13 protein-coding genes are annotated in these 17,485 nt (G+C 72.2%); 2 read left to right on the top strand and 11 right to left on the bottom strand.

Annotated features, from left to right (window positions below; translation table 11 throughout):
• Positions 1–194: 194 nt before the first annotated feature.
• From obgE to IE244_RS02175, 11 genes are all read right to left on the bottom strand, one after another.
• Entirely contained in the window at positions 195–1,643 is a 1,449-nt protein-coding gene (obgE, locus tag IE244_RS02225) for a GTPase ObgE (protein ID WP_191870900.1), read from the bottom strand.
• A 152-nt stretch (positions 1,644–1,795) separates the two neighbouring features.
• Positions 1,796–2,050, bottom strand: coding sequence for a 50S ribosomal protein L27 (gene rpmA, locus IE244_RS02220; RefSeq protein WP_023550764.1), 255 nt, complete (start codon positions 2,048–2,050; stop codon positions 1,796–1,798).
• 14 nt (positions 2,051–2,064) lie between these two features.
• Entirely contained in the window at positions 2,065–2,385 is a 321-nt protein-coding gene (rplU, locus tag IE244_RS02215) for a 50S ribosomal protein L21 (protein WP_009188585.1), read from the bottom strand.
• Between the two features lie 271 nt (positions 2,386–2,656).
• Positions 2,657–7,144 (bottom strand): Rne/Rng family ribonuclease, encoded by a 4,488-nt coding sequence (locus tag IE244_RS02210; RefSeq protein ID WP_444545073.1) that lies wholly within the window; start codon positions 7,142–7,144, stop codon positions 2,657–2,659.
• Between the two features lie 409 nt (positions 7,145–7,553).
• A complete protein-coding gene (locus IE244_RS02205; protein ID WP_191870898.1) occupies positions 7,554–8,330 on the bottom strand; it encodes a TIGR03936 family radical SAM-associated protein in 777 nt (258 codons plus the stop codon).
• A 46-nt stretch (positions 8,331–8,376) separates the two neighbouring features.
• Positions 8,377–9,489, bottom strand: coding sequence for a hypothetical protein (locus tag IE244_RS02200; RefSeq protein WP_191870897.1), 1,113 nt, complete (start codon positions 9,487–9,489; stop codon positions 8,377–8,379).
• 37 nt (positions 9,490–9,526) lie between these two features.
• Positions 9,527–10,126: a hypothetical protein gene (locus tag IE244_RS02195; protein WP_191870896.1), complete on the bottom strand. Its 600-nt coding sequence runs from the start codon at positions 10,124–10,126 to the stop codon at positions 9,527–9,529.
• Between the two features lie 201 nt (positions 10,127–10,327).
• Positions 10,328–12,967, bottom strand: coding sequence for an amino acid permease (locus tag IE244_RS02190; RefSeq protein WP_229853917.1), 2,640 nt, complete (start codon positions 12,965–12,967; stop codon positions 10,328–10,330).
• Positions 12,968–13,135: 168 nt separating this feature from the next.
• Positions 13,136–13,504, bottom strand: coding sequence for a hypothetical protein (locus IE244_RS02185; protein ID WP_229853916.1), 369 nt, complete (start codon positions 13,502–13,504; stop codon positions 13,136–13,138).
• A gap of 545 nt (positions 13,505–14,049) precedes the next feature.
• The gene (locus IE244_RS02180; RefSeq protein ID WP_191870895.1) at positions 14,050–15,129 is read right to left on the bottom strand and encodes a zinc-dependent alcohol dehydrogenase family protein; all 1,080 of its coding nucleotides are present in this window, start codon (positions 15,127–15,129) and stop codon (positions 14,050–14,052) included.
• Between the two features lie 497 nt (positions 15,130–15,626).
• Positions 15,627–15,848 carry a hypothetical protein gene (locus IE244_RS02175; protein ID WP_191870894.1) on the bottom strand — a complete coding sequence of 74 codons (222 nt, stop codon included), beginning with the start codon at positions 15,846–15,848 and terminating at the stop codon, positions 15,627–15,629.
• 244 nt (positions 15,849–16,092) lie between these two features.
• Between IE244_RS02175 and IE244_RS02170 the strand changes: the two genes are divergently transcribed.
• Both IE244_RS02170 and IE244_RS02165 read left to right on the top strand, forming a co-directional pair.
• Complete coding sequence (locus IE244_RS02170; protein WP_191870893.1) at positions 16,093–16,491, top strand: hypothetical protein; 399 nt, start codon at positions 16,093–16,095, stop codon at positions 16,489–16,491.
• Between the two features lie 337 nt (positions 16,492–16,828).
• Complete coding sequence (locus IE244_RS02165) at positions 16,829–17,479, top strand: hypothetical protein (protein WP_191870892.1); 651 nt, start codon at positions 16,829–16,831, stop codon at positions 17,477–17,479.
• Positions 17,480–17,485 lie beyond the last annotated feature (6 nt).

The raw sequence follows: 17,485 nt of genomic DNA, 5'->3' as shown, positions 1-17,485 counted from the left end.
CAGGAGTGCGGCGCCGAGAGAGCTCGGCGCCGCACCGTTCGACTCACCGGGGCGGGGTGCGGTTGCCCTGGAGTGTGCCGCGGGTTTTCGCGGCGTTCATACGACGGCGGGTCCGGGGCCTGCGGATGCCGTTCCGGCCGACGCGCCGGGCCGGGGGCGGCAGTCCCCGGCCGGCGACGGCAGCCGGCCGCGTCCTACTCGAACGGGTCGAAGTCGTCGTACTCGCCCTGCGCCTCGTCCCGCTCGGCCTGCTTGTCCCGGCGACGCTGGGCCGCGGGCCTCGGCGCCTCGAAGCGGTGGTCCTCGCCGCGGCGGCCCAGCATCTCCGCACCGGCCATGACCGTCGGCTCCCAGTCGAAGACGACGGCGTTCTCCTCGGGACCGATGGCGACACCGTCGCCGGACCGGGCGCCCGCCTTCATCAGCTGCTCTTCCACACCGAGGCGGTTGAGCCGGTCGGCGAGATAGCCGACGGCCTCGTCGTTGTTGAAGTCGGTCTGGCGCACCCAGCGTTCGGGCTTCTCGCCGCGCACCCGGAACAGCGGCTCGCCGTCGGCCTCCTCGCGGGTGACGGTGAAGCCCGCGTCGTCCACGGCCTTGGGCCTGATGACGATCCGCGTCGCCTCCTCCTTCGGCTTCGCGGCACGCGCCCGGGCGACCAGCTCGCCGAGCGCGAACGACAGCTCCCGCAGCCCGATGTGGGCGACGGCCGAGACCTCGAAGACGCGGTAGCCGCGGGCCTCCAGGTCGGGACGGACCATCTCGGCGAGGTCCTTGCCGTCGGGCACGTCGACCTTGTTCAGGACGACGATCCGGGGGCGGTTGTCGAGACCGCCGTACTGGCGCAGCTCCTCCTCGATGATGTCGAGGTCGGAGAGCGGGTCGCGGTCGGACTCCAGGGTCGCGGTGTCCAGCACGTGCACCAGCACGCTGCAGCGCTCCACGTGCCGCAGGAACTCCAGGCCCAGGCCCTTGCCCTGGCTGGCGCCCGGGATCAGACCCGGCACGTCGGCGATGGTGTAGACGGTCGACCCCGCGGTCACCACGCCCAGGTTGGGCACGAGGGTCGTGAAGGGGTAGTCGGCGATCTTCGGCTTGGCCGCGCTGAGCACGGAGATCAGCGAGGACTTGCCGGCGCTCGGGTAGCCGACGAGGGCCACGTCGGCGACGGTCTTCAGCTCCAGGACGATGTCCTGCAGGTCCCCGGGCACGCCGAGCAGCGCGAAGCCGGGCGCCTTGCGGCGGGCGGAGGCCAGCGCCGCGTTGCCGAGGCCGCCCCGGCCGCCCTGCGCGGCGATGTACGACGTGCCGTGTCCGACCAGGTCGGCGAGCACGTTGCCCGCCTTGTCCAGGACGACCGTCCCGTCCGGCACCGGCAGGACCAGGTCCTCGCCGTCCTTGCCGGAGCGGTTGCCGCCCTCACCGGGCTTGCCGTTGGTGGCCTTGCGGTGCGGCGAGTGGTGGTAGTCGAGCAGCGTCGTGATCGACTGGTCGACGGTGAGGATGACGTCACCGCCGCGGCCACCGTTGCCGCCGTCCGGGCCGCCGAGCGGCTTGAACTTCTCCCGGTGTACGGAGGCACAGCCGTGGCCTCCGTTACCCGCGGCGACATGCAGTTCGACGCGGTCCACGAAGGTGGTCATGGTTCAGTGCCTCCAGAAAAGTACGGGTATGTCCAGTTGTTAACACAGGTGTTCACGCGAACACACTGGTCAACACGCGAAAGGCGGACCCGCCTTCCCGACCGGGAAGTGAGGTCCGCCTCGCGAAAGCGTTCGGTGCTGAATCAGGCGATTCAGGCGACCGGAACGATGTTCACGACCTTGCGGCCACGGTGGGTACCGAACTCCACCGCACCGGCCTGCAGCGCGAACAGCGTGTCGTCGCCACCGCGGCCGACACCGGCGCCGGGGTGGAAGTGGGTGCCGCGCTGGCGGACCAGGATCTCACCCGCGTTCACGACCTGACCGCCGAAGCGCTTCACGCCGAGCCGCTGGGCGTTGGAGTCGCGACCGTTCCGGGTGGACGATGCGCCCTTCTTGTGTGCCATGTCTCCTCAGTCCCTTACTTCGCAGCCGTGGGGATCGACGTGACCTTGATCGCCGTGTACTGCTGGCGGTGGCCCTGCCGACGGCGGTAGCCGGTCTTGTTCTTGTAGCGCAGAATGTCGATCTTCTGGCCCTTGTGGTGGTCCACGACCTCGGCCTGGACCTTGATGCCGGCCAGCACCCACGGGTCGCTGGTCACGGCGTCGCCGTCGACAACGAGCAGGGTCGAGAGCTCGACCGTGTCGCCAACCTTGGCAGTGGAAATCTTGTCAACCTCAACGATGTCGCCGACAGCAACCTTGTGCTGGCGACCACCGCTGCGCACGATGGCGTACACGCGGATCTCTCTTTCGCTCGTCAGAACCGGCACCCCCGCAGGCCAGCCGCCCATGACACATGGGCGACCTCTCCCGGCCCGCCTTGCGTCCGGGAGGAAGAGGTTTACGGGGATGTGGCGCGCTCAGTGACACGCCGACGGTCAAGGTTACGGGGCACGGCCGAGGGGGTCAAACCGGGCCCCGGGGTGTGCGGCCGGTCACACGGACCAGGCCGCAGCACGGCCGCACGGGTGTGCGGCCGGTCACCTGACCGGCCGCACACCGTGGGCATCAGCCCTCGTCGGCGGGGGCGGAGACCGTGGTGGTCTTCTTCGCCGTCGACTTCGCGGCGGCCGTCTTGGCGGTCTTCGCCGCCTTCTTGGCCGTCGTCTTCTTCGCGGCCGTCTTCTTGGCCACCGTCTTCTTGGCCACCGTCTTCTTGGCCACCGTCTTCTTGGCGGCAGCCTTCTTCGCCGTGGCCTTCTTGGCGGTCTTGCGGGCCGCCTTCTTGGCCGGAGCGGCCTCCTCGGCCGTCTCCACGGCGACCGGGGCCTCCTCCGCCGCACCCGACGGGACGACCACGACGGCCGTTTCCTCGGCGGCGGTCGGCGCGCTGGCCACACGCACGGCACGGCGCCGCGTGCGGGCCGGGGCGGGCGTCTCGGCGGGCGCCTCGTCGGCCTGGGCCGGCGCGACGGCCTCGGGCTGTGCCGCCGGCGCCTCGACCGCGGGCGCGGTCTCGGGCACCGTCACCACGGCCGCCTCGGCCCCCGCGGGGGAACCCGCCGGCGCCGACACCTTGCGGGTCGCACGACGACGCGTACGGCCCTTGGGCGCGGCCTCCTCGACGGCCTCGGCCTGCGGCGCCGGAACCACCTGGTCCTCGACGGCGGCGGGCTCGGCCAGTGCCTCGGCGGCCGGCTCCGGACGCACCGGACGCGCCGCCGTCTCCTGGGCGGTGACGTCCTGCGCGGTCGGCGCGACGGCGGCCTCGGTCCTCGGGGCCTCCTCCTGGGCGGCCTCCGCCTGCGGAGCCCGGTCACGGGAGGCCTCGGCCTTCGGGGCCCGCGCCGCCTTCGGCGCGCCCGCCGGAGCGGAGGCCCGGCGGCTCGCCCGGCGCCGCGTACGGCCACGGGTGGCCGCCGCCTCCGCCTCGGCGACGCTGCTGTACAGCTCCTCGTCCGGCGTGAACTCGGGGGCCGGCAGGGCGACCGGCTCGGCGACCTCGGCGGCCACCTCGACGGCGGTCTCCACCTCGGGCTCGACGGCCTCACCGGTCTCCACGGCCACGGCGGCGGTCTCGTGCACGTGCTCGTGCGCGTCACCGCCCCGGCCCCGCTTCTTGCGCTTGCCGCCACCGCCGCCGACGGCCGTCGGCTGCTCCATGTGCACGATGACACCGCGGCCGTTGCAGTGCACGCAGTTCTCGGAGAAGGACTCCAGCAGGCCCTGGCCGACCCGCTTGCGCGTCATCTGCACCAGGCCCAGCGAGGTCACCTCGGCCACCTGGTGCTTCGTGCGGTCGCGGCCCAGGCACTCCAGCAGACGGCGCAGCACCAGGTCGCGGTTGGACTCCAGGACCATGTCGATGAAGTCGATCACGATGATGCCGCCGAGGTCGCGCAGCCTGAGCTGGCGCACGATCTCCTCGGCCGCCTCCAGGTTGTTCCTGGTGACCGTCTCCTCCAGGTTGCCGCCCTGGCCGGTGAACTTGCCGGTGTTGACGTCGACGACGACCATGGCCTCGGTCCGGTCGATCACCAGCGAACCGCCGCTGGGCAGCCAGACCTTGCGGTCCAGCGCCTTGGCGAGCTGCTCGTCGATCCGGTAGGTGGCGAAGACGTCGACCTCGGAGGTCCACTTCGACAGCCGTTCGGCGAGGTCGGGGGCGACGTGCGAGACGTACCCGTACACGGTGTCCCAGGCCTCGTCACCGCTGACGATGACCTTGGAGAAGTCCTCGTTGAAGATGTCGCGCACGACCCGGACGGTCATGTCCGGCTCGCCGTACAGCAGCGTCGGGGCGTTGCCGTTCTTCGACTTCTTCTGGATGTCCTCCCACTGCGCCTGCAGCCGCTCGACGTCGCGGCGCAGCTCGTCCTCGCTCGCGCCCTCGGCGGCGGTGCGCACGATCACGCCCGCGTCCTCGGGGACGATCTTCTTGAGGATGGTCTTCAGCCGGGCCCGCTCGGTGTCGGGGAGCTTGCGGCTGATGCCGGTCATGGAGCCCTCGGGGACGTACACGAGGTAGCGGCCCGGCAGGGAGACCTGGCTGGTCAGTCGCGCGCCCTTGTGCCCGATCGGGTCCTTGGTGACCTGCACGAGGACCGACTGCCCGGACTTCAGGGCGGACTCGATGCGGCGCGGGCCGTTGGCCATGCCCAGCGCCTCGAAGTTGACCTCACCGGCGTACAGGACGGCGTTGCGGCCCTTGCCGATGTCGATGAAGGCGGCCTCCATCGACGGCAGCACGTTCTGGACCTTGCCCAGGTAGACGTTGCCGACGTACGAGGTCGACTGCTCCTTGTTGACGTAGTGCTCGACGAGCACGCCGTCCTCAAGGACGCCGATCTGCGTGCGCTCGCCGTGCTGGCGCACGACCATCACACGCTCGACGGCCTCGCGGCGGGCCAGGAACTCGGCCTCGGTGATGATCGGGACGCGCCGGCGGCCCTGCTCCCGCCCTTCCCGGCGGCGCTGCTTCTTGGCCTCCAGACGGGTCGAGCCCTTGATGGACTGCACCTCGTCGGACGGCTCGGCCTTCGGGCGGGGCTCACGGACCTTGACGACCGTGCGCTCCGGGTCGCCCTCGCCGGGCTCGGCGTCGACGCCGGTGTCACCGGCGCGGCGACGGCGACGACGGCGACGACGGCTGCTGGAGCTGGAGGACCCGGCCTCGTCGTGGGCCTCCTCGGCGTCCTCTTCTTCCTGCTCGGCGGTGTCCTCGGCGTCCTGCGCGGCCTGCTCGGCGGCCAGTTCCTCGGCGTCGGCCTCGGCGTCCGCGCCCTCGCCGTCGGCGGCCTCGCCGCGACGGCGACGACGGCCGCCCCGACGGCGACGGCGACGCGAACCGGACTCCTCGAAGCCCTCGGCGCCCTCCGACTCCTCGCCGTCCTCGGGCTCCTCGCCCTCGGCGAGGTCCTCGGCGGGCTCGTGGGTCTCCTCCGGCTCTTCGGCCTCCTCGGCCTCCTCCGGCTCTTCGGCCTGGACGGCCCGGGTCTCCTCGGCGACGGCGGCGCCCTTGCGGCGACGGCGGCGGCGCGAGCCGGACTCGGCGCGCTCCTCCGCGTACTCCTCGGACTCCGCCGGCTCGGCGGCCTCCGCGGCCGCCTCGGCGGCGGCGCGCTCCGGGGTCTGGAACCTCGGTTCGGTGAACACCGGCGCCTGGAACACGGCGACGGCGGGGCGGGCGGGCCGGCGCGGGGACCCGGCCTCGGCGCCCTCGGTCTCGGCCTCGGCGGCCGGCGCGGACTTGGCGGGCTCGGAGAACCCGAACACGGGGCGCACCGCCCGGCGCCGGGCCCGTCGCGGCGCGGCTTCCTCGGCGGGCGCCTGTGCCGCGGGGGCCTGCGGGGCCTGGGCGGCGGAGGCGGGCTCGGTGGTGTGCGTGGTGACGGGGACCTCCGGGGTGTGCGCGCCGGCGTCGGCGGACGCGGCCTCGGCGGCGGTCTTCTCGGCGTCGGCGGCGGCCTCGGCGGGCGTGGAGGCGCGGCGCGTGGCGCGGCGTCGGGTACGGCGCGGGGCTGCCTCCTCGGCGGCACCGCTCACCTCGGCGGCCACGGGGACCTCGACGGATGCCTCGGCGGTGGGGGCCGCCTCGGCGGTGACCGCGGCCGGGGCCTCCTCGGCGGCGGCCTTCGGCGCCCCGGCGGGCGCGGAGGCGCGGCGGGTGGCACGGCGGCGGGTACGGCCGGCGGAGGCCGCCTCCTCGGCCGGGGCCGGCGCCTCGGCGGCGGCAGGCTCCTGCGCAGCACCGGCCGCCACGGACGCGGCAGCCGACGGCACCGTCCCGGCGGTGGCCGGTACGACGGTCTCCCCGGCCTCCGCGGACGCGGGCGCCCCGGCGGGCGCGGACGCACGGCGGGTGGCACGGCGGCGAGTACGGCCGGCGGACGCCGCCTCCTCGGCCGGGGCCGGCGCCTCGGCGGCGGCAGGCTCCTGCGCAGCACCGGCCGCCACGGACGCGGCAGCCGACGGCACCGTCCCGGCGGTGGCCGGCACGACGGTCTCCCCGGCCTCCGCGGACGCGGGCGCCCCGGCGGGCGCGGACGCACGGCGGGTGGCACGGCGGCGCGTGCGGCCGGCGGGAGCGGCTTCGGTGGAGGCGGCGGCCTCGGCGGCCTCCTCGGCCTCGGCGGCCTCCTCGGTCACAGCGGCCTCGGCGGTCGCGGGAGCCTCCGCCGCTGCGGCGGCGCCGGTCGGCGTGGACGCGCTGCGGGTGGCGCGGCGGCGGACGCGGCGGGGCGCGGCCTCCTCGCCGACGACGACCTCGCCGCCCTCGGCGACGGCTGCGGGCTTCTCGGTCTCGGCGACGGCGGGCGCCGCCACGACGGCCTCGGCGGCCGACGGCGCCCCGGCGGGGGCGGACGCGCGGCGCGTGGCACGGCGGCGCGTGCGGCCGGCGGGAGCGGCCTCTTCCGCGGCCTGTGCGGTCTCTGCGCTCACGGCGGCCTCGGCGGCCTCTTCCGCCTCGACCGCCTCAGGGGCCTCTCCGGCGGCCACGGCCCCTTCGGCGTCCTCGGCGATCTCGTCGGAGTCCGCGGCCGGTATGGCCGGCATCGTGACCTCGGCGGACGCCTCGGTGCCGGCCGGCGAGCCGGCGGGGCGCGAGGCGGCACGGCGACGCCTGCGCGGCGGCAGGGTGTCGCTCGGAGTGTTCAGTTCGGAGCCCGTTGCGGACTCTGTGGGTTCGGTCGGCTCAAGCATGCGGGCGTTTCTCCCGTCAGGCTCCCGGGCGCCGCGCCTGGTCCGACGCCGGTCCCAAGGGACCGGCCGCCGTTGACGTCCGCGGCCCGCGCGATGCGCGATGGCCGCCGTCCGGGGCGCGGGCGCCGCACGGGAGCACTCTGTGTCCTGTCTCGCCGGTTCCGTACGCCTTGTCGGTACGGCCTGGCGAAAGTCTTCTGGTCGGTGCGCTGCCCGACCCAGGTGGCTCCCGAGTACAAGGGCGGCGCTACGACGTCCGTCCCTACGCGGGACCTTCCGGCGTCGGCGCCGTCGCGGCGGCGGCCGGCTGGGCCGTCAGGGCCTCGGCTGCCTCGCGGTCGGGCGCGAGCGGGTCGGTCACCGTGCCGGTCTCTTCATCGAACAGCCCCTGCGCCAGCCTGGTCACCGCTGCGGGGACCGGCGGCGCCAGGTCGGCCACGGCGCGGAGACCGGACAGGACGTCGTCGGGTCGTACGGCAGGCGTCACGTGCCGAACAACCAGCCGCAGTATCGCACAGGGCTGGTCGGTCGGCCTATCAGCCGGTGAACCGTGCGTTTCCAGGCTCACCACCGCGGGGCGGGCGTCGAAGGTGCGGACGCCGTTCTTGGTCATCCGCTGCACCTCGACGGTCTCGGCCTTCTGGAAGGCCAGGGCCGCGCGCTCGGCGTCGGCCGGGTCGACGCCGTCCAGCCGCAGCTCCCAGACGGAGGCTGTGAGCCGGTCGGCGAGGCCCGAGGTCCGCGCCTCGACCGCGTCGACGATGTCGAGCCCGGCGGGCAGCGACTCGTCGAGGAGGACGCGCAGCGTCTCCGGGTCGCGCGCCGCGGTGAGCGCGATCTCCAGATACTCCGCCTCACTGCCCGTGCCGGTGGGTGCGGCATTGGCGTACGACACCTTCGGGTGCGGCGTGAACCCGGCCGAGTACGCCATGGGCACCTCGGCACGGCGCAACGCCCGCTCGAAGGCGCGCTGGAAGTCTCGGTGGCTGGTGAACCTCAGGCGGCCGCGCTTGGTGTAGCGCAGTCGGATGCGCTGCACCGCGGGTGCGGGCGGCGGGCCTTCGGGCTGTCGCTTGCCCAGTGTCCTAGTCCTTCGTGAGTGCGGTCGTACTGCCACCAAGAGTACGTGTCGCGGGCCCCTGAGGTTCCCGCCGGTCCACGGCGGCCGGCCGGCGGGGCTCGCCGAACAGCATCCGCCGGAAGTCCGCGCGGGCCTGCCGTACCGTGTCGCGGGCGCCGGCCAGCGCCTCGCGCACGGCCCGGCTCACCACGCGCGCGCCCTCGGCGACGGGCCGCAGGACGGCGTCCCGGACGACATGGCCGACCGGGGTGAGGACGGTCCGGTACACCCAGCGCACCGGCTCCACGAAGATCCACCGGAAGAGGGTCCCGAGCGCCCGGCCGACGGCCCGGGAGATCCGTCCGGCGATCCGCCAGGCGTGCCCGAGGGCGTCCCCGACCTCCCGTGCCACGACGGCGAGGAACCGGCCGACGGGCGCGAGGACCCAGCGCCACAGCACGAGGGCGGGCAGCACGAAGAGGACGCGGAGGGTCCAGTACACGGCGACTCCGATGCCGGTGGCGATCACGCCCAGCAGCCGTCCCAGCCCTCGTACGCCCCAGGCGACGGCACGTCCGACGGGCGCGAGGACCCGGTCGTACAGCCATCGCGCGGGCACGACCAGCAGGTACCGCACGAGCCAGGCGACGGCCGTGTACACGCCCATGCCCACGGCGGCCAGCACGGCGCCGATGCCCCTCAGCAGCCGGGCGACCGCGCGCCCGACCGGGAGCAGCAGGCGCGCGTACACCCAGCCGAGCCCGGCGCCCGCCCCGCGCGCCAGCCACGCGACGGCGTACCCGACGGGCGTGAGGACGTACCGGTGGAACCACCCGGCCGGTACGACGACGAGCACGGTGCAAAGCCAGGCCAGCGCCTTGCCGACGGGGACCAGGACATAGCGCCACAGGCCCACGAACGGCCCGACGAACAGGGCCTTTGCGACCCAGAGGAGCGCCCGGCCGAGCGGCCGGAACACGGTGTCCCGCAGAAACCTTCCGGCGATGACGAGCGCGTCCCACGCCATCCGCACCGGCACCACCAGCACCAGGACGACGATGCGCAGGGGGATGCGGATCGCGACGGTGAGACAGCCTTCGGGCTGCGGGGACCGGGGAGGCGGCTGCTGCAGTTCCATACGGGGAGAGACGCCCCGGGCGCTCTTTCGGATCCGGCTAGGTCACCCGCGCCTTGTACGACTCCGGATAGCGCTCGGTGAACTTCACGGCCACGACCAGCAGGGCGATCGGGATGACCCAGTTGAACCAGTCGTCCTGGGCGGGGAGGAGGACCGCCAGCCAGGTGGAGATCGCCATCAGGGCGAAGGCCGTGCCCCACACGGCCGTCAGCACGCGGTTGATGTGCGTGAAGACCGGCGAGTGCCACAGCTCCCGGGGAGTGGTCTCCCGGGCGTACTGGGCGGTGAAGGGGTCGGCGAACAGCGATCCGAACGCGACGGCGGCCACCAGTCCGTTCGAGATGACCTGGGCGTACGTCTCCACCCAGAGGAGCTGCCCGCGGCTCAGGGCCAGCCCGAGGACCGAGAGCACGGCGAAGAACACGATGCCGGTCATGTCGAGGACACGGAGTTTGCCGTGCAGCATGTCCTGTCCCGACAGCACGACCGAGGCGACCAGTGCGGCGAGGGCCGCGTACTCCCAGGTACTGGGACCGGCGACCACTCCGAAGATGATCCACGGGGCGAACGAGAAGAAGACGCCGCCCCCGCTGACGGGCTTCCGGGCCGGGGCCTTCGTCGCCGTCGGCTGCACCATGGGAGTTCCTCCCGTCCGGTCTCGGCCATTCCCTCCCCTCCCATCGTGCCGCCGCAGGCCCGGCCGCCGCCCGTCGTGCGGTCCGGGGACCGGCCCCCTGGCGTGAACATGCCGCGGTCGCCGACGCGGGTGTGGTCCGCGTGGCGGACGGCCGGTGGCACCGGCCGGGCCCCGGGGTGTGGACGACCGCCCGGCCTCGGTCTAGGGACGGCCGTTCGGCGGTGGCAGGTCCTGTTCGGTCCAGATCGTCTTGCCGCTCGGGGTGTAGCGCGTGCCCCAGTGGTGGGTCATCTGGGCGATGATGAACAGGCCCCGGCCTCCCTCGTCGTCGCTGGCCGCGTGCCGCAGATTGGGCGAGGTGTGGCCGGTGTCGGAGACCTCGCAGGTCAGCGTACGGTCACGGATCACGCGCACCTGGATCGGACCGCCGACGTAGCGGATGGCGTTGGTGACCAGTTCGCTGACGATGAGTTCGGTGGTGAACGCCAGGTCGTCCAGGCCCCAGTCGCCGAGCTGCTTGCTGACGGCGGTACGGATGGTGCCCACCGCAGCCGGGTCCGGAAGCAGCGCCCACTCGGCGAACTGGTTCCGGTCGAGCCGTCGGGTGCGGACCACGAGCAGCGTCGCGTCCACGTCCACCGCGCCGGGCAGCAGGGTGGTCACCGCCCTGTCGCACAGCGACTCCAGGGACTCCGACGCACCGGCGAGGACCCCGGACAGTTGGGCGAGCCCGGCGTCAGGGCCGTCGGCCGCCTGGAGGAGGCCGCCCGTGAAAAGGGCGAGGAGACTGCCCGGCGCCAGCTCCACGTCCGTGCTCTGGTAGGGCACGCCGCCGAGGCCCAGCGGCGGTCCGGGCGGCAGCTCCAGATGTTCGACGACGCCCGTGTGCGGTTGGACGACCGCCAGCACCGACTCCCCGGCCCGCGCCATGCTGCACCTGCCCGAGAACGGGTCGTACACCGCGTACAGGCAGCTCACGCCCAGGGCGGCGTCGGCGTGCTGCCTCCGGTGGCCCGGGGGGTGGCCGCTCCCGCTCTCGTCCGCGGTCTGGTCGACCAGGTCGTCCAGGCGGAACAGCAGTTCGTCCGGGGCCAGGTCCAGCCGGGCCAGGACGCGGACTCCCGTGCGCAGGCGTCCCATGGTGGCGGCGGCGCGCAGACCGTGACCGAGCACGTCCCCGACGACCAGGCCGACCCGGGTTCCGGACAGGGGGATGACGTCGTACCAGTCGCCGCCCACCCCGGAGCCGCTGTCGGCGGGCAGATAGCGGCTGGACGAGTCCACGGCCGCGTGCGACGGCAGGCGGCGCGGAAGCAGGCCCCGCTGGAGCTTGAGGGCCACGCCGTGTCCCCGGGTGACCACCGGCATCAGCAGCAGGCCGATCAGCAGGGCGCCCAGCCCCAGGACCGTGACCCCGCCCGTTCTGCCGATCAGCGGCAGGTCGACGCTGGTCGTGCCGTACCGGGGGTCCGCGTAGACCACGAAGGTGGCGTAGAGGAACAGCAGGGCCATGAACAGCCCGCCGAGCCCGGGCAGCACGCCTTTGAAGACCAGGTCCTTGGTACTGCGGGTGAGGACCCTGCGGTGGTACCAGACGCAGGCGAAGCCGGTCAGTCCGTACTGGAACGCGATCGCGAGACCGACGGACTCGACCGAGTCGGCCAGGATGTTCTGGCTGAACGACGCGAGCAGGACGAACAGGGTGATCGAGGCCGCTCCCATGCCGACGGTCCCCCAGGTCGGGGTGAGAAACCGTCGGTGGACCCGGGCGAACCGGGAGGGGACCGCCTTGTGGACCGCCATCGAGAAGACGGTCCTGGCCAGGGGCAGGATGGTGGTCTCGGCGGAGGCCAGCGCGGAGGTCAGCACCATCAGGATCAGCAGTCTCGACAGCAGCAGCCCCGTGCCCTGGTTCCCGAACACGGCCGCGCCCAGTGCGGAGAGCACATCGTCCGCGTTGTGCGGGTTGCCGAGGCCGATGCCCGAGGTGCCGACGCCCGCGAAGGCCTGCGCCGAGGTGGACACCAGCCCGTACATGACCAGGAGCAGCACGGTGGACAGGACGGCGGCGCGGCCGGGGATCCGCCTGCTGTCGACGGTCTCCTCGTTGACCGAGAAGGCGGTGTCCCAGCCCCAGTAGATGAAGACGCCCGCGAGGACGCCCGAGGTCAGCGCCGTCGCCGAAGGCACCTGGAAGGGGTTGAACCAGGAGGCGGACACATGGATCGCCGTCGGCGGGGGGTCGGTGTAGACCCGGACCAGCGCGGCGACGGCGAAGAGGACCAGCATCCCCACTTCCAGGCACAGCAGCCAGCGCTGGACGGCCGCCGAGAACTCGATGCCGACGTAGCAGACCACGGTCAGCGCGGCGATCCAGACGACGCCCGCCGCGGTGGTCCACAGCCGGCTCTCCGCCAGGCCGTCCAGGCCGACCAGCCGGAAGCCGTAGGCAGCGGCGATCGCGGCCAGGTTCGCCATCACGATGATGTTGGCGACGATGAGGCCCCAGCCGCCCATCCAGCCGGTGCGCGGCCCGAAGGCGCGGGTGGCCCAGGTGAAGGTGGTCCCGCAGTCGGCGTTGCTCGCGTTGAGCTCCCGGAAGGCGTACGCGACGAACAGCATCGGGATGAACGCCAGCATCGTGACGATCGGTGCCTGCAGTCCGACTCCGGCCACGATGATGCCCAGCGTGGCGGCCAGGCTGTACGCCGGGCCGGTGGAGGCCAGACCCATCGCCACGGAGGAGAACATGCCCAGGGCGTCGTTCTTGAGCCCTTTTCGGCCGGCCGCCGTCCCCGGAGCGGGGCGGTCGACGGACTCGGCGCCGCCAAAGTGCCTCACACTTGATTGCAACGCCGGGGCGCTCGCCTCCGCAACAGCGCGGGCGCGGCGGGGAACACCACTGAGCCCCCTCCGCACCAGGGAGGGGGCTCAGAAAGTCGCCTGTCGCCGGTCGGCGAACTGGGTGTGGGTCGCGCACCCTCCGCCTTCGGCGCTGTCACGGAGGCGTCAGTAGTTGCTGGGGATGACGCAGAAGTCGATGTGGCTGAGGTCCGCGAACTTGCCGCTCGGGTTGATCGGGGCGTGCAGCGATCCGTCCATCGTGATGCCGTTGGGGAAGCCCGTCGTGCTGTCGTACGTGTAGACGTTGGCGCCGCCGGTCCCGCCCTTGGCGACCACCTTGATGGCGGAGCGGTGATCGGCCGTGGGGATGTCGAAGCTGAACACCTGTCCCGCGGTGGTGTCGGTGACGGTGATCGTGAAGTTTCCGTCACCGGGGATGTTGACGCTTCCGGTGGTGGGATCCTCCACGCGGAACCCGGTCGCGCCCGTGGGACAGGAAACGGGCGGGTTGTCGTCCACTTCGATGGGCTGCACGCCTGCGTCGCTCGGCGGACCCGCCTGGGCCAACGCGGGGCTGGCGGCGATGCCGAGTGCCACGGTCGCGGTCAGACCGGCGCCGACGAGCCTCGCCCCCCATCTCGCCCGTCCCGACCGCGTCCTTGCTGGCGCTGCTACTCGCATGGGGAGAATCCCTCCTTGTTCCTCGGGTACCGGACCTCGGATACCTGATCTCGCCCACGCGGACTCTCGCTCCCTTTCCCCGGGCAGTTCGAGCTTTGAACATCAGTCCGCCGCCAGGCGCCCCAACATTCGCATGGTCGGAATGTAATTCCGGTTCACGACTCCTCCTCTTAGGCCGTTCGGGCGGACTGATTCCGCGACCGCCGGGAACCCATTCCCGGCGAGGCCGTTTCCGGGAATTCACAGCACCGCTCCGAGAAAGAGGGGCGCGGCCTCCGGCCCCCGCACATCCGGTGGCGCGATCCCGTACATCGGACAACGACCTCTCGCCAGCCGAGCAGGACAAGCAGGCACCCAGGAACCCAGGCACGCAGGCACGCAGGCACGACGATCACGGCTCAGGCGGAAGAAGCCGCTTCCCGCCCGTCGTCTTCGTCCCGCCCGTCGTCGAAGACGAAGAGCGGTTTGGTGCCATGCGCGGGTGTTTCGGCGAGCGAGACGGCTTCAGCGAAGCGTTCGAGCGGGAACGGCCGGCCCTGGGGGATGCTCAGCACTTCATCGGCCACGAGGCCGCGCACCCGGGCCAGCGCCTGCAGCGCATCCTCGGGGGAGGCGGTGCCGAACCAGCGGTTCAGCCAGAAGCCACGGACCGCCTTGGTCTCGTAGATGAGCGAGCGTGCCTGCAGCGGGATGGTCAGCGCCGCCGGGTCGGTCTGCCGATGGGTGGAGAGCGCGCCGTAGACCACGACCTGTCCTCCCGGAGCCAACGCCTGGGACACCTGGGCGCCCACGGGGCCCGCGACGCAGTCGATGGCTTTGCGCACTCCGGCCGGTCCTGCCAGCTCGGCCACACGCTGCAACAGGTCCTCGTCCTCGGTGCAGACGACCTGGTCGCCACCGAGCATCGTGATCTCCTCGACGGCGTCGCGTCGCCGCACGACGTTGATCGTGCGGACACCCAGATGCCGGGACAGCTGAATGACCAGCCGGCCGACGGTGGAGCCCGCGGCCGTCTGCAACAGCCATTCACCTGGCTGTACGTCGAGTTCGCGCGTCACGAGGAGCAGCGCGGTCAACGGGTTGACCGCGAGCTGGCAGGCGCTGGAGTCGCTCAGACGGTCGGGGACCGGCAGGAGCCGTCGCGTATCGGCGACAAGGAATTCCTGCCAGGTGCCGGCCACCTGGGGCCCGGGCACGGCCGGGACGGCAGCGACCACCACGCGCTCGCCGGTCTTCACTCGCCCGGTGTCGGGGCCCAGGGCCTCGATACGGCCCACGCATTCCATGTGACCCCCGACAGCGGGAAACTCGGGGGCGAAACCGTAGCGGCCGCGCAGCACATGCAGATCACTGGCGTGCACCGGGGTCGCCTTCACACGGATCAACGCCTGACCCGCTTGCGGCGTGGGCACAGGCCGGGTTTCCAGCCGCAGGACATCGGCAGGCTCGCCGACCTCTGCGGCCACGAGCGCGCGCATGGATCGAGGCATGAGTGATCTTCCGCCTCCCGGCGCCCGGCGGATCGGCGGGCGCTCCGTACGAAAACGGCGCGCGGGGTCCGTGCGGCCTCCTGAGGTCCGCGATCAGGACCTCTCGCCGCAGCGCACCGCTCTGCGTCGCGTCTGTCATCCCACGCTACGCCGGGCCCCGGAAAGATTCCCGGCGGCGGACGAGGAGGCGAAGCGACGACTGCGGCCGGTCGCCGCAGCCACCGTCATGCGTGGAGCTAAGCTGCCTCGGACCGCGCCGCGCGGATGCCCGGGGCGGGCTGCTGCGCGTCCTCGAACGGCAACGTCTCTTCCTCCCCGAAGGCAGGGGCCTGGAAGGGGTTTGTCGTCGGAGGCGGCGATGCTGCGGTGGAGCAGCGGGGTTGCCCGTCCGGGGCGGAGAACAGCGGCATCAGATCGATGAGAGGTCTCTCTTTCGTGACAGGCCCCTGTGGGGGCCTGGTGTGCGGCGACCGTGCACAGCGGTCCTACAGCTTGGTCATCTTGGCGTACGGGCTCAGGATCCGCATTTGCGACGAGCCGAAATCCACGAGCGCCGCGATGCCGTCCTCGATGCCGATCACCCGGCCGAGGCCGTACACGTCATGGGTCACCTGGTCGCCCACGGCGAAGTGCTTGGGAGCCGGGGCGACCGGGGCCTTGAAGGGGCTGGTAGGCAGATGACGCTTCGGTGCAGCAGGCTTTGTCATGGCTCAGTATGAGCCTACGCGGATACCCGCTCGCTGTGGCCGGCGGCACAGATCCACACCGGACCGGCCGCGCCACGCCGCTGACCTGGGCTTTCGAGAGGCGGAGAAGCGAAAATTCAACCCTCAGTTCCCCTGCCTGGGTCCGGCCTTCGGGCCCGCGACGTAGTGGGAAGAGTGACCTGTGTCCGCTACCGTCGACCTACGCGGCTGGGAAGGTCCGCGTAGCAGGGGGTGGCCGAGAACCATGATCTGGTGGCAAGCGTGCCTGTGGGGCTTAGGCGGAGCTGCGCTCGTCGAGATACGTCAGATGTGGCATCTCTGGCATCAAACTCATAGCTGGCCATGGGTGGATGAGAAAGAGCAGACCAAGGTCGCGGGATACGCGATCGCCGTCAGCCTGCGACTGATCATGGCCGTTGGCGTGAACGCCGTATACGTGGCGTCTCACCAGATCGCCGGCCCTTTCGCGGCATTCACCATTGGTGTCAGCGCACCTGTGATTCTGCAGCAGATCATGGTCCAGGCTCCCAACGAGGCCGTGTCGTCTTCACCCGCGGCGAGCTCCGTGCCGCCTCCCTTGCCGGGCGGCCGACGAGCGGCTCCACAGGACACAGCGCAGCCGGGGGACGTCGATGTCCGCTGACAGGCATTCGTTGCTGAGTGATGTCCGTTCCCGCCTCACCGGTCCTCGTCTCCAGGTTCTGCCTCCGGGGCAGGGTCTGTGGTCATGGGTTCGAGCTGCGCTCGCCTGGCAGCCCATCGCGCCTCAAGGCCTCGGGCGGACTGAGGCATCCTCTTCTTCGGAGGGCCGACGCGGAAGAGCGACGAAAGAGGCGCACGGCCTTCCCGCCCGCCGGGAATCCTCCCCCCACGACTCGAACTCCGAGCTTCGTATCGATGCGGCGATTTCACTGTGCGCCGAATCGATCAAGGCACTCAGGGGTGATCGGCGCCTGCGGAACAGGCATCTCATCCAGCCCGTGGCCGCCATGCTGAAAACTGTCCGTCAGACGTTCGCCGGCGCCGCTGAAGCCGACGACGCCAGGGACGGCTCCCTGGGTCAGGCCCTGGTGACGAGTTCCGATCTTGTTCGCACCATATTCGGAGCCGACGCCCTCGGTAGGGCCGCGGTGGAAGCAGAGGTGCTCGCCGGTGCGCTTTCCGGGGCCGAACCTCTGGTCGAGGCCCTCATCGAGGCCAGGGATCACCTACGTGACCGCGCCCGCGACCTCAAGGCCGCGATCGAGCCTGTCGAGGCCTATGTCTACAGGCCGCCCACCAGCCTCCAGCTCGACACGCCCGATTTCCATCCTCGCGACGCCCGCAACCTTCGCGTTTTCAACCGAGCGCACGAGCGCTTGCGCGCCGCGGTGGACGCGTTGGTCAGCGACGTCGAGGCGGCTGGTGAGCAACTGGAAGGGGCGGCGGACGACTTCCGAGGCGCCGACCTGTCCGCGGAAGAGCTGGAAGGCGTGGATCTCGCGGGTGTGGTCTGGGACGCCACCACCCAGTGGCCAGTCGAGTGGGCGGAGCGGATCGCCCGGACCTCGGGCGAAGTACGGCCTGGGGTGCTCGTGGTCCTGCCGAGGCTGTCCGGCGACTTCACCGCTGTGGACGGGGTCGGCGTCTGACCGGCT

The sequence above is a fragment of the Streptomyces filipinensis genome (genome assembly GCF_014649495.1).
Classification (GTDB): Bacteria; Actinomycetota; Actinomycetes; order Streptomycetales; family Streptomycetaceae; genus Streptomyces; species Streptomyces filipinensis.
The sequence above is the reverse complement of the archived record's forward strand: the minus strand, read 5'-3'. Positions and strand labels throughout refer to the sequence as shown.

Excerpts from the sequence above, each read along its gene's own strand:
- obgE (WP_191870900.1), bottom strand. The coding sequence starts at position 1,643 with ATGACCACCTTCGTGGACCGCGTCGAACTGCATGTCGCCGCGGGTAAC.
- rpmA (WP_023550764.1), bottom strand. The coding sequence starts at position 2,050 with ATGGCACACAAGAAGGGCGCATCGTCCACCCGGAACGGTCGCGACTCC.
- IE244_RS02210 (WP_444545073.1), bottom strand. The coding sequence starts at position 7,144 with ATGCCGGCCATACCGGCCGCGGACTCCGACGAGATCGCCGAGGACGCC.
- IE244_RS02200 (WP_191870897.1), bottom strand. The coding sequence starts at position 9,489 with ATGGAACTGCAGCAGCCGCCTCCCCGGTCCCCGCAGCCCGAAGGCTGT.
- IE244_RS02195 (WP_191870896.1), bottom strand. The coding sequence starts at position 10,126 with ATGGTGCAGCCGACGGCGACGAAGGCCCCGGCCCGGAAGCCCGTCAGC.
- IE244_RS02180 (WP_191870895.1), bottom strand. The coding sequence starts at position 15,129 with ATGCGCGCGCTCGTGGCCGCAGAGGTCGGCGAGCCTGCCGATGTCCTG.
- IE244_RS02175 (WP_191870894.1), bottom strand. The coding sequence starts at position 15,848 with ATGACAAAGCCTGCTGCACCGAAGCGTCATCTGCCTACCAGCCCCTTC.
- IE244_RS02170 (WP_191870893.1), top strand. The coding sequence starts at position 16,093 with ATGATCTGGTGGCAAGCGTGCCTGTGGGGCTTAGGCGGAGCTGCGCTC.